General features: G+C 60.0%; 13 protein-coding genes. 4 read left to right on the top strand and 9 right to left on the bottom strand.

Annotation, left to right across the window (positions count from 1 at the left end; all coding sequences use genetic code 11):
• Positions 1-451: 451 nt before the first annotated feature.
• Positions 452-619, top strand: a complete 168-nt coding sequence (locus tag ACS5Q1_RS37755) for a hypothetical protein (protein ID WP_473103060.1) — start codon at positions 452-454, stop codon at positions 617-619.
• Positions 620-1,032: 413 nt separating this feature from the next.
• On the opposite strand, the gene ACS5Q1_RS37750 is transcribed toward ACS5Q1_RS37755, so the two are convergent.
• From ACS5Q1_RS37750 to ACS5Q1_RS37735, 4 genes are all read right to left on the bottom strand, one after another.
• Complete coding sequence (locus ACS5Q1_RS37750) at positions 1,033-1,287, bottom strand: WGR domain-containing protein (protein WP_473102459.1); 255 nt, start codon at positions 1,285-1,287, stop codon at positions 1,033-1,035.
• A gap of 16 nt (positions 1,288-1,303) precedes the next feature.
• Positions 1,304-1,594, bottom strand: coding sequence for a hypothetical protein (locus tag ACS5Q1_RS37745; protein WP_473103059.1), 291 nt, complete (start codon positions 1,592-1,594; stop codon positions 1,304-1,306).
• A 17-nt stretch (positions 1,595-1,611) separates the two neighbouring features.
• Positions 1,612-1,992, bottom strand: a complete 381-nt coding sequence (locus tag ACS5Q1_RS37740; protein ID WP_473103058.1) for a CYTH domain-containing protein — start codon at positions 1,990-1,992, stop codon at positions 1,612-1,614.
• A gap of 1,155 nt (positions 1,993-3,147) precedes the next feature.
• Positions 3,148-3,480, bottom strand: a complete 333-nt coding sequence (locus tag ACS5Q1_RS37735) for a hypothetical protein (protein WP_473103057.1) — start codon at positions 3,478-3,480, stop codon at positions 3,148-3,150.
• A 961-nt stretch (positions 3,481-4,441) separates the two neighbouring features.
• Here ACS5Q1_RS37735 and ACS5Q1_RS37730 point away from each other — a divergent pair.
• Both ACS5Q1_RS37730 and ACS5Q1_RS37725 read left to right on the top strand, forming a co-directional pair.
• A complete protein-coding gene (locus tag ACS5Q1_RS37730; protein WP_473103056.1) occupies positions 4,442-4,711 on the top strand; it encodes a hypothetical protein in 270 nt (89 codons plus the stop codon).
• A 145-nt stretch (positions 4,712-4,856) separates the two neighbouring features.
• Entirely contained in the window at positions 4,857-5,129 is a 273-nt protein-coding gene (locus ACS5Q1_RS37725; protein ID WP_473103055.1) for an SWIB/MDM2 domain-containing protein, read from the top strand.
• A gap of 657 nt (positions 5,130-5,786) precedes the next feature.
• On the opposite strand, the gene ACS5Q1_RS37720 is transcribed toward ACS5Q1_RS37725, so the two are convergent.
• The 4 genes from ACS5Q1_RS37720 to ACS5Q1_RS37705 form a co-directional block, all read right to left on the bottom strand.
• Entirely contained in the window at positions 5,787-5,936 is a 150-nt protein-coding gene (locus ACS5Q1_RS37720) for a hypothetical protein (RefSeq protein ID WP_473103054.1), read from the bottom strand.
• A gap of 245 nt (positions 5,937-6,181) precedes the next feature.
• Positions 6,182-6,403 carry a hypothetical protein gene (locus ACS5Q1_RS37715; protein WP_473103053.1) on the bottom strand — a complete coding sequence of 74 codons (222 nt, stop codon included), beginning with the start codon at positions 6,401-6,403 and terminating at the stop codon, positions 6,182-6,184.
• Between the two features lie 347 nt (positions 6,404-6,750).
• Positions 6,751-7,017 (bottom strand): hypothetical protein, encoded by a 267-nt coding sequence (locus ACS5Q1_RS37710; protein WP_473103052.1) that lies wholly within the window; start codon positions 7,015-7,017, stop codon positions 6,751-6,753.
• Positions 7,018-8,170: 1,153 nt separating this feature from the next.
• Positions 8,171-9,844, bottom strand: coding sequence for an IS1182 family transposase (locus ACS5Q1_RS37705; RefSeq protein ID WP_473103051.1), 1,674 nt, complete (start codon positions 9,842-9,844; stop codon positions 8,171-8,173).
• 450 nt (positions 9,845-10,294) lie between these two features.
• On the opposite strand from ACS5Q1_RS37705, the gene ACS5Q1_RS37700 reads away from it, so the two are divergent.
• Positions 10,295-10,630, top strand: a complete 336-nt coding sequence (locus ACS5Q1_RS37700; RefSeq protein ID WP_473103050.1) for a DUF6894 family protein — start codon at positions 10,295-10,297, stop codon at positions 10,628-10,630.
• Between the two features lie 374 nt (positions 10,631-11,004).
• Here ACS5Q1_RS37700 and ACS5Q1_RS37695 read toward each other — a convergent pair whose 3' ends face one another.
• Positions 11,005-11,142, bottom strand: a complete 138-nt coding sequence (locus ACS5Q1_RS37695; protein WP_473103049.1) for a hypothetical protein — start codon at positions 11,140-11,142, stop codon at positions 11,005-11,007.
• Positions 11,143-11,282 lie beyond the last annotated feature (140 nt).

Here is an 11,282-nt window from a genome sequence, read left to right as displayed (position 1 = left end):
GTCTTTACGAAAGCGGCACGGGCTTCAGCCCAGAACAAGATGGTTTGAGCCCAGCCCTTTGCCGAGCTCGCCGGTGGAGCTCCTCACAGCCTGCCACATTCCCATTGGTGACGCGACTTTCGGACAATGTTGGTGCGTTAAGTGGATCACAGGGAAAGGGGGGCTCCCATGTGCAAGCGACAGATCGACAAGCGGCCAATCGCACCGAAACCATCGAACGACAACAATCCAAAGTCTGTAGAGCGTCTCATAACGTGGGAACAGCCGGGCTTCCGGTCCGGGATACTGTCGGTCGCGCTTGAGCGGACGGAGCATGTCAGGCTGGACTTTGTGGCCGGTGGAGTGCTGACGATACAAGGGCAGCGCTCATTGGTACGGAATTTCAGCGCTCCTCATTGAGATCGCATTTCCGGTGGCCGTGCCGCTTGGCCCTCCCCTAAAGAGAGCCGCGATGGCTATCAAGGCATGCTGCTGGAAAGGGGCAGGCGTGAGTGAAATGCCGTTGGCATGGTTCAACCTGGCTCATGCCCATCTGTACGACGTGGCCAAAAAAGAACGCCTCGGAACCGAGCCGAGGCGTTTAGGTCAGGGAGGAACACAAGTCACCCCTTCAATCTAGCCGTGTCGCCGATGAATGGCTGTGCGCCAAGTCACAAAGGACCTGTGTGACGACTGCCACAGAAGGATGGGTGGTTTCGAGCGATGCTAGGGTCAATCGCAGGAGGATTCTATGACCCTCACCATCCTTGATCTGTGCACTGGTCAGAAGGTCACCATCTCGGTTTCTGATACCCCCTCTGCTCGGCGCTAGGAGGTCGTCATGAGGCAGTCCGCGAAACGCCAGGCCAGACGCTGGTTCATCCAGAAGCTGACACGCTGCCTAGGCCAGCGCAGCGAGCCTTCCCCGATCAAATCGGCTGCGGATTGGTTGATCTTGTACTTACGGGCACAGGCGACTTCCAGGGTGCGGAATAGCTGGATTGAGGCGGCGGGACGGGTCGTCTGGACCGGCTGGAGCCTTATGTAGCCTCGTCACAGGTCCGCATAGCCCTTCCGGCGCAGGGTTTCTGCCCAAGTTTGCAGCGCGACCGCGGCCTTGGCTTCATCAGGAAAGATCTCGATCTCCTCCTGACCCTTGGAGTCAACGAAGCCCCAGTTCCGGACCAGTCGGATCGTGCCGAATAGGTCCTGTTCAATCATCAGGCTGAAGTAGCGGGCCCTGCCCTGCTCCGGATCACGCCGATAGAGCACCAGGTGGTGCCGGATGGGCAAGCGGGCGTCAGGCATCGGCCCAGCCGGTCCCTTACTCGGGTTTGCCCTTCTGGAGTGTCTTCTCCATCTCGCGCCTCATCGCCTTCTCGATCTCGTCGAGGTTGACCTTGACGGCTTCACCGCTGGCCTGTGCCTTGGCCCTGGTCACCGGCACCTGCTTGGCCTTGGGCCGATTGACGGCCAGCCGCGCCTGGGTCGGGAGGTGGCCTTCCAGAGTATCGATCAGGCTGTTGAGCGCCGCATCGGACAGCGGGATTTCTGGCGCCTTATCGAGACCTCTCAGGGCGATGGCCTGATTGGTATAGCGAGGATCCGCTGTCACTTCAGGCCCAAACCACTCTAATGGACAGAACCCCTCGCCTCCGCTTCAGAAGCGAATTCCACGGTGACGAGGTGCAGGACACGGGGCCGGAGGATCTCGTCGACCAGGGCATGCCCCTCACCGATCGGCAGGGCTGTCCGGGTGTAGTCGACCTCGCCGGCGCAGACATCGAGCAGCGCGTGAGCATGACCCACTGGAATGTCGGTCTGGTCCTCGGCCTCGCCGCCTTGGCCAACCGTCTTGAGGATCAGCCAGCCCCTCCCCTCTTCCAGGCGAACCCAGGAGGAGCGATCCTGCTGCTCGGCGAAGAAGCCCTCGACGTGGCGCAGCCCACCCCTCTCACGCCGAATCAGGCGGGCGAAGGACGGGGTGAGGAGAAAGCGGCGGCGAACAGTCATGAAACCCAGGGAATGCAAGGGATCGAGGAACTTCTTATTCGTACATGGCAGAGAAAGAGGGAGGCAACCCTGAACCCCGCACTATGGTTTCCGCTCAGCCGTCGGGCTTGAGCTCAAGACCTCGCCTTGTTGATCCGCCTTGGGAATCGGTAAGCTCGATGTCAAGGAACCAGGGATCAGCGTAGGCTTGCCGAACTCCGCCTCTCATGCCTGACTCGGGGTGAGAGGTGCTCGACCTGCTACAGCCCGAGCGGAAAATGCGACGCGTTGTTCGTCTCAGGGGAACATAACCTGAGTACAGGGTCACCAGCAATGACAGCAAGGCGCTCACACATGACAACGCCCTGACAGAGTTAGCCGTGCGGAGCTCACTGTCAGGGCGCTTTTGTGATGCCGGTTGCAACACCACGGCTGCCATAATGCCCCAGGAATGCCGGACCTTCAACCGGACGCTGTGCACAAGTACGAAATGCCCCGGCGGGAGGCTGAGCACCAGACCTCCCGCTCGGGCGCGTGCGATGTGTTCCGGCATCGCACGATCCATGTAGATTCGCCCATGACAAACCGATGTGTGGTGACGCACACTGTCAGTTCCGAACGAGATCATTGGACAGCACTGCAGCCGAAACGTCAGTCAGTTCGGCTGCGGTCAACGCCAACATCGCGAAGCATATACGGGCTGAGTTCGTGACGCAGCGCTTGCTCAAGCTCGTGACGCAGTGTTTGCTCGAGTTCGCTTGTTACCACAAGCCGCCTGCGATCGTTCGCAGGCCTGCGCGGAACGCGAACAAGTTCAAAGCGGAAGGCGAACCCTACAAAGGGCAGAGGGAAGACGGTCGGATTCATCGGAGCCACCAGCAGCTAAAGTTGTGACGAGGAGAGCGGCGCGTTCGTACGTGCAAAGTCGCATGGACATGTAACGCCTCCTCTGGCTGTGGCTGTGAAACGGGCGGACGATCCGCAGGGCAGCTTCAATATCAGAATTCTGCTGCCGAGACTAGCCCCGTCAGGTCATATATTGCCCCTGGCCGTCTTGATTACTTCTGAACGAGTGTTTGGTCGGGAGGAACAGTACGCGCGAGGCACCTCCATGAGAGACGGTCCTAGCGGCAGCCCGGCATGTGCTTGCGCCGGACCAATCCTGTGATGAGTTTGTTAGGCGGCGCACGCCGCCGGTGCAGACAATCCTTCGGCCAGTTCCTCCACCAGGCGGAATTCATGCAAGGCCGCGCTCGCCTTCGTGCCAGAAATTCCATGGGAGTTTGCCATCCGTAGCGAGAGCAACGACAGAACTTTCGGCAGTGGCTTGCGGTGCATCCCGAGAATGAGCAGCGAATCTCTGATCCCAAGTGTCAGCAGTTCCCGCTTCTGGTCTGTCGTCATGACAACATTGGCATCGAGGCGCCGGCAATCCAAGGCAGACTCAAGCGCATCGATTGCCCCAAGGATGTTGATCGCTGCGGTCGTGGCGTCGTTGATCGTGAACATGTCTCGCCAACGGTCATCTGGAGGATTTGCAGCACGGTTCCTCGTAGAAACAGGGATCGGTGAAGGCTCGTGACGAGCCAGGACGGTGACGTCAGATTGACGTGCAAGCATAGCGAATCTGAGCCTCCCAACGTTGTGCTTTGTCTGACTTGAACCGGGTAATGTGGCCCGGCAGTGGCTGAACAAAAGCAGGCATCGGGCGCGAGTGCCTGACGTTTGCTCAGACAATCTGGGTTAGCCTCCTGGCTCTCCCAGAAAGTGATGACAGCATCATGAAATGGAGCGCTCAGTTGCGACCCGAAGCATGACACAGATGCGCGAGCATCCGGCGATGAGGGTCCGTTCAACCGGCAGACATCAATGGTCTGGAGTCTGGAGGAAGCATGGTTCCGCGCTCATCGCGACTTCGTCAGACCGAGGGACTGTGTGGGAGGACGTGGTGAACGTCTGGTTAATGCGCTCCAGTCGAAACATGCGATAAGAGCGCCCGAGCATGCGCCAGGTCGCAGCGCCGATTGGTCCTCAGAGTGGCTTTGGCGAAGTTTCGTGGCCGCGATCTGAAGGTGTGAAACTCAACTTGAGCAAGACCTCGTAAACAGAATGCGGGTCGCACTCGTTCTTGCGGGATGCGCATTCGTCGAATGACCGGATGTAGTCATCGCATTGTGAGGATCTGACAGGCCACGGGGCTTCCACGCTCTCGGATAGCTCGCTGCACGACCGCAGTGACATCAACTGGTCCGGACGCCTCCTGCGGCAATGTCTCCGTGAGCTTCTGGTGCGCGAGGATGATAGTGGATGGCCCTCCGAGGATAGCGATAGCTATCAAGCTATGTTGGATCTTTCGCATCGGCATACCTCGGACCTTTATGGTTAAGGCGAAGTTAACCGATGCACCCTGAAATGGAAGCATGTAACATTCTGGCGCAGTTGATGACTTTCATCGTGAGGAAACGAACGTATGGCTAAACACCTGGAGCAAGAGGACGGACAACCTGACACCAAGGGGGCGGCTAGTACGCCACATCTCGATAGGCTTGAGAAGCTGGCTAACGCAGCTGCCACTGCCGCGCAGGCAAAGCAGTGGCGGGCGCGCAAGAATGGTATGCATCAGCAAGACGAACAGTCAGAGGTGCGCAACCTCAGTCATGATGATGAAGCCAGGGCTCGGGCAGAGGAAGCGATGCGGCAGATGATGGCAAAGTCCCAAGGCAAAAGGCGCGGATGGTGACGATCTGGAGCTTTTCATCTGAAACCACTCTCCAGACATCGTCGCGTCCATGGCGGGGTTAAGGAACTGTTCAGTTCTTGCTGGCCATGGTCCCGCCCCTCTTGCCCCTGCAGCTGGCAGTGAGGCGTACTCGAGGAGTTTCACAATGTCACAAGCCAAAGCAGCCAAGAAGCCGAACCCGGCCCTGATGAAGCCACTGCAGCCTTCGACTGAACTGGCGGCTGTGGTTGGCTCGGCTCCGCTGCCCCGCACTGAAGTGGTGAGCAAGGTGTGGGACTACATCAAGTCCAACAATCTGCAGAACCCGGCGAACAAGCGTGAGATCCTGGCCGACGCAAAGCTCCAAGCCGTATTTGGCGGCAAGAGCAAAGTAAGCATGTTCGAGATGAACAAGCATTTTGCTCAGCATCTCTCCTGAACCTAAGTAGCGGACCTCCGGTTCTGCTGCTATCCGGACCGGACGCGGAAAGTCCGCTGCCAGTGCTGCCATTGTCAATCGGTCTGAGCAGCCTCCTTCCAAGGTGTGTCATTCCCTTGGCACACCGGCGCTCCGATTGAGGCCTCAGACAGCGTCTCAGCCGGGGCGCTTTTCATGGCCGATGCTACAGCTGGAGATTATGCATGCGAGCCTTTGCCACATCATGCGTGCTTCTGATGGTGTGCGCCACTCTCACGGGGTGTTCCTCCAGATCGGGAGCCCGGGCGTTCTTCCCCGCACGGCCGTCCCGCCACCACCATCGATGGCTGGCACCTCGCAAGATACGTCCCAGTCGGTGGTGGCTCGGCCCGTATCATCGAGCGCTCAGGCGCCCGCGGCTCCCGATCTGGAGGAACACCCTGCCTCGGATCCTCTGGTTCGGCCGCTTCTAACAGGACGCGGTGCGGGCGCTGGCTTTCGGTTCTGAGTTCCTCAACGCGTGAACCGGATGTTTACGCGCTCAAGTCACGATGGCGTCACCGGGCATGTTGCGTATCAGCCCGAGACGATGCGGAGCCTTTACCCTCCACCGGCGCCCTAGGAAACTCAGGGCGTATCTGCCATTCCGCCTGAATGCGCGAGCCCTGGCGTGGCTCTCTAAAGCCAGTGCAGTGCCAGATAGATTGTGACCGCAATGCCGGCCAGTGCTGTCGCCAGACCGATAAGGCGGATGCTCATGGACGGCTCGCGCCGCACCCACGGCTGCTGGTCCACCTGCAACAGGTCGTCCTCATCCGGCTTCGCCATCTCACACACACTGAGATATGCTATGCCGGTTGTTGGTCGTCACCGTTGGATGACCGAGCCAAACACACAATTCCTCCAAGGAAGGGAAGTCGTGCTCAACCTCTCGGAGTGGCCAGGGCCGTTTGCTGCGCGGCAAATCCTCCAGCAACTCGGCGACCCAGGTGTAGGGCTGTCGTGAGCCGTTCCTCACCGCGCTGGCAATGATATTGTCATCCAAGAAGAGGTCATAGGCACCAGGCGCCAGGTCATTCTGGGGTCTGACCAGAGGCAAGCTGCAGGTCGACCCACTCATAAGCCTTGGCAAGGACAGCCTGCCGCTCCGGAGCCATGATCACGGTTGGGCGCTGCTTGGGCCGTGCGACGAAGGCGATCCATTCCAAGCTGCTCTGGCCGAGGCGGATCTGATACCCGCGGTGCGCCACGAGATTGGTCTTCGGAAGGTGATGAGGATCGGTCATGGTCGCCATAGCAGATCGGTCCTGTAGAGAGGGATGCACAGGGTGGTTGGCCTGCCGGTCAGCTTGGACAGGCCAGTTAACGGTGGGATCGGAACCGATAGATCGATCACGATCGTGGCAAAGGGTCGATTGCGACTGTTCATCTGTTCCACCAGTGGCGCTCAGATTTGTCCCGTCCGGACGGACTTTCCTCAAGATCGCCTTGATGTATTCCTTCACGATAGGCTCCGCTAAGCCGAGCTCCGATGAAATCGTGTCTGTTGGCATCCCGTCTTGGAACCGCCACAACACGGCGCTCTCATCCGTGGAAAACCTGCACGGTTCGGGAACTTGCATCCTGATGAGGGTTGCTGTCATCAAGAGCGCTCACGCAGAGCGGTCAATTCTCGGAGATAGGTTTCCCGCCGTTGGAAATACTGGGACTCGAGCATCGCCAAAGCGCGATCCTTCACGCTCGTATCCGGCAACGTGATGTTGAGGTTCTGCCGCTCCCGCTCATGCTGCTCATCGAGCTCTTTCAATAGGAAGCAAAGAGACCTTATCAGAGGATGATCCTCTAAAGCAGCATCGAGCCCAACGCCATTCCCATTGGTCGTCGTGCGACTGGTCTTCTGATCGGTCACTCTCCACCCCTATGGAACACTACACCCCTTGCTCCATCATCTGGGAAAATATGTATGGCGTCTGTCGGGAACACGACAAATCACAGTGCCCCGCTGGTGTTTGGTCAATAATTCCTCAAAACAGTGCGGCAAAAATCAAGGACGGTCGCGAGAAGTAGCAATTTGCGGGTCAGGCTGGCGCGTAGGTGCGCGGCAGCAACTGATCAAAGAATTGCAATTGGAGCGCTCTCACTCCAACAGCTTGCAAAGGTGCACTGCTGGTCATGACCGTCTGGCGGCACCCGTCGGATATCCATCCAATCTGAACCACACAGTTTGAGTCCCATGCATCCTCGTTGGGAATTGTGAGCCCGCCCTGTAGGATTTTGTCCGAGGTCAGCGAGCTGTCGAACTGCGCCCGAAGTTGCTCTGCACGGGCGGATTGCCGAGCCAGGCGCACACCTCCTCCAGGGTTGCAAAGTCGTGCTCGATCCCTCTGAAGGGAGCCGGTCTCTTGGTCCAGGGCAAATCCTCGAGCAGTTCGGCCGTCCAGGCCAGTGGAGATCCCTAATGGCACCGACCCTGCAGACCGTCCACATCAGCCGGGACCGCCCTCCTCTATCTCTCGACTCCCTGATCAGGCTCCCGCAGAGAGACCATCCATGTCCGTCCCTCACTCCGCGTTGTTGCCGTCGCTGGAGTGCAGATAGCGCCCGCCCTTAGCGTCGTGGTTGTGATGCAGCCCGTCGCGAGTAGCGCGAAATCAGGCTGGCCATCCTCTCGGAGCACCTGGGCCATCCGTACGCATTCCATGTGCCGCATTCAGGTCCTGGCGACGGAGGGCCTCGGCACTTTCCTGCCGGGATAGTACCCCTCCCGCGTCGGGATGGTCTCGTCGGGCCGCCCAACGTCGCCGTGCCGTCCCGACTACTTCTCGGGATGAGCCACCTCAACCAATTCTATCACAGGTTCGGTGCTAATAATCCTGGGATAGAGACTTTTCGCCGCAGAATGTCACCATCGTTGGGCGGAACAGGAAAGGACCCCTAGGACTTAACGGTAGTAGCCAAGTACAGCCGGGGTGCGCATGACCGAGGATGAAGTTGAGGCTGTTGCGGCCGAGCTTGCAAAAGCGGGTGGTCTCTCCTGGCATTCGATACTGCTGGCGAATTCATCATGCTGGGATGGTAGCCATCATGAGCTTGGTAAATGCGGATTGCCGGGTGCGTGCGAGCGGCGTGTCAGCCAACCAAGCCCCGAGCCGGATGAGGTTCATGGCAGCCGCCGTCAGCACGTGTTGCAGATGCGTTTTGGCGAGACCGATATAGCGCGAGCGCCGCAGATGCAGGACGCCTTCCGAAATCGTTCCCTCGATGCCGGCGCGCTGTCGATACTCTTTTGAGAAGGCAAGCTGCTCCTCGCGCTGGCGAGCCGCCTCCAGCGTCTCGTGTTCCTCGCGTGGTCGTAGCGTGAGCAGTCGCCGCCCGCTTCGGGTACACTGTGTCTTCAAAGGACAAGGTCGGCAATCTGTTGTCGAGAAGCGAACTTTGAACGCGGTGCGCCCCTGATGGAAGTCGGGACTCCAGCTCTTGCTCTGATGCCCTGCCGGGCAGGTCGCCACTTCCCGGTCCCAATCGAGGAGGAAGTCCTGCACCGTGAAGCCCTCGCCTGACCGGGCCTGCCACTGATAATCCTTGGGAGCCGGCCCTAAAAGCGTGACGCCTTTCTTCCGGCTGGCGACAAGCTGGTCAGCCGCAACATAACCGGCATCGGCCAGATGGATATCGGGCAGCAGACCCTTGGCTTCGAGCGCCGCATGGATGTCCTCGAGAGCGTCGCGATCGACGACGGGTGCCGGCGTGGTCTCCACATGCGTGATCAAGTGTGGTCCGCCTTCGTCGCACGTCTCGGTCAGATGCACCTTGTAGCCGATCCAGATCGTTGATTGCTTCCTGGCGTAGTGAACCTGCGGATCGTAGGGCGAGGCGACCATCAGCAAGGAGGGTGGAAACCCCTCCTGATCAGTCCGCCATCGCACCCGAAGGGGCGCCTCAGTCCCTGTGGTCGGAGCATCGTCGATAAGGCAGAAGTTCTGAAGCCAGACCTGCCGCAGCAACTCAACGGCTGGGATTTGCCGCAGCCATATCGGCGCGCCAGAAGCCATGATGGCCGCAAGCAACTGATGACCATCGCGACCGATCTGCTCGGCATGAGCACGCCGCTTCGCCTCGCCTTGCGGCACCTCGTGATCGCCAGCCCGCCGGTCATATCGCTCCAGCCAGGCCGGATCGGCCTCAGCGCGCAGCCACGCGGGGGCCGCTATCGCCAAGGCATTCAGGGCAGCCCGCAGCGTCTCGGTCACGCATTCGAGGCGATTCAGGAAGCGGACGGCTCCGAGGACATGGGTGGAGTCGGTGCGCTGCCGGCCCCGAGCACTGAGCAGCTTGTGCTCCCGGCACAGCGCCAACAGCGTATCGAGCAGATGCTCCTCCGCGCCTCCTGCCACGAGACGGCCGCGGAACTCGCTCAGAACCGAAGCGTCGAAGCCAGGGTCGGTCAGCTCCAGGCCGAGCAGATACTTCCAGTCGATGCGACCGCGGACAGCATCGGCCGCCCGCCGGTCGGACAGGTTCTCGGCGAACTGGAGCAAGCTCACCAGCGCCAGTCGCCACGGGCATTCGGCTGGCTGTCCGCAAGGGGCGAAGAGAGGCGCGAACTGGGTGTCGGAGAAGATCGTCCCAAGGTGGTCACGCAGGCGCAGATAGGGACTGCCATGCGGGAATGCAGCATAAGCGATCGCTGCCGTTGCGGCCGGGACATCTCGGCATGGGGTCGGGTGGAGCGACATGAGGACCTCCGGGATCGTGCTGCCCCCTCAAGCCCAGAACGCCAATCCCCGCCTCCAAGGCTCCGGCCCATTCGCCAGCAGTATCGCATTCGAGGATAGAGCACGGCCCTGTCAAACTCGTCATGGATCGCTATCGGGATCGAGCCCGTCTGGCCATTGCCGCCCTCGAACGTGTTCAGGCCGGTAGGCAAAACATCGCTTCCGCGCCGGATGCCGATAAGCCGTGCCAAGCAGGCGCGACAGCCAGCTCAGAGGATGTCTTGTCAGAACGTGTCGCGGCTGGAAGTCTTGTCCTGTACCGTCCCCCTGGAGATCAGCGAACATACGCGTGCCGGGTTGCGAGCGTTGAAGGAAGCCGCGCCTACCTCATTCCCGAACTCCCGACCTGTACCGGCTGGGTGGAGCTCGATGACATCTCCCATTCGGCAGTTCAGTAAGGCGACAAGATCCGTGACAACTGTTATCAAAGGCAAGCCTGTGTCAACCGACGGTCTTAGCACCAGCATACCATCGCCTGGCTCCTGGACAGGGGGCGCACGGGCTCTTGCGGCTCCAGCACGCTATTACTTCAACCTCACGGACGGCGCTAACATGATCCGTGATGAAGAGGGCATTGAGGTGTCCAGTCTCCAGGCGGCGGTGATTTCCGCCCTAGAGGCTGTCGAGGAGCTTCGGGCTCAGGCTCCCTCAGCCTCGGACGAGTGGCGGGGATGGCGCCTGGAGATTGTTGATGGCTCCGGCCGAGCCGTTCAGGTGATCCCATTGGACGCTCTCTCGGCTCATTGATCAAATCTGGGACGAACTGCCATAGTGGCTGCACCTGCTATGTAACAGCAACGAGCCCCTGTACGTTGCCGTCCACGTTCCCTGCCCTATGGGCTGTCACGGCCCATAAGTCCTTCTGAACCCTGCCGTGAGAATTCGCTCGAGCTCCCGTGTCAGAGGGATCGGGTTCGTTCGGTTCCAGGCTCGCTGATGTCGCTGAATGAAGCGCTTCCTGCTGCGTCTAATCTCGCTTGGAATGTGCACTGCCAGAGGCACGAAGCTGCGACGCAGTTGAAGCTCCGTTCTCTTCTTGGACGGGAGGGCGGTCTCTTCTTGGACGGGAGGGCGGCCTCCGCAGCTTGCGCCGCGGCGATGTCGTCCGGCGTCGGATCTGGTTAGCGCAAGCGCGTGTCCTCTTCGATCCGAAGGAAGGCTTTCTGCTGTGCTGCATAGTGGTCTTTCAAGCCGGGAGCATGTTCGAGCAGGTAGGCCTCGCGGGCCTCGTCCCAGTCTTCTTGCCTGTGCCTGGCCATAGAAGCCTGTTTGCCCAAATTGTTCGTCATGGAGTGATGGCCTTTCCGACCTTTGTCTTACCAGCAGGAGGCACGCTGCAACGGCATGATACTGCCCTCCACGCCCGAAGCTCGGAAGGGATCAACCCTGTCGTCGTCGC

The sequence above is a fragment of the Microvirga sp. GN3 genome, assembly GCF_055792825.1.
This window is presented reverse-complemented; position numbering and strand designations above follow the sequence as displayed.

Coding starts and splice junctions, on each gene's coding strand:
- ACS5Q1_RS37730 (WP_473103056.1), top strand. CDS start 4,442: ATGGCTAAACACCTGGAGCAAGAGGACGGACAACCTGACACCAAGGGG.
- ACS5Q1_RS37715 (WP_473103053.1), bottom strand. CDS start 6,403: ATGGCGACCATGACCGATCCTCATCACCTTCCGAAGACCAATCTCGTG.
- ACS5Q1_RS37750 (WP_473102459.1), bottom strand. CDS start 1,287: ATGCCTGACGCCCGCTTGCCCATCCGGCACCACCTGGTGCTCTATCGG.
- ACS5Q1_RS37695 (WP_473103049.1), bottom strand. CDS start 11,142: ATGGCCAGGCACAGGCAAGAAGACTGGGACGAGGCCCGCGAGGCCTAC.
- ACS5Q1_RS37755 (WP_473103060.1), top strand. CDS start 452: ATGGCTATCAAGGCATGCTGCTGGAAAGGGGCAGGCGTGAGTGAAATG.
- ACS5Q1_RS37720 (WP_473103054.1), bottom strand. CDS start 5,936: ATGGCGAAGCCGGATGAGGACGACCTGTTGCAGGTGGACCAGCAGCCG.
- ACS5Q1_RS37735 (WP_473103057.1), bottom strand. CDS start 3,480: ATGTTCACGATCAACGACGCCACGACCGCAGCGATCAACATCCTTGGG.
- ACS5Q1_RS37725 (WP_473103055.1), top strand. CDS start 4,857: ATGTCACAAGCCAAAGCAGCCAAGAAGCCGAACCCGGCCCTGATGAAG.
- ACS5Q1_RS37740 (WP_473103058.1), bottom strand. CDS start 1,992: ATGACTGTTCGCCGCCGCTTTCTCCTCACCCCGTCCTTCGCCCGCCTG.
- ACS5Q1_RS37705 (WP_473103051.1), bottom strand. CDS start 9,844: ATGTCGCTCCACCCGACCCCATGCCGAGATGTCCCGGCCGCAACGGCA.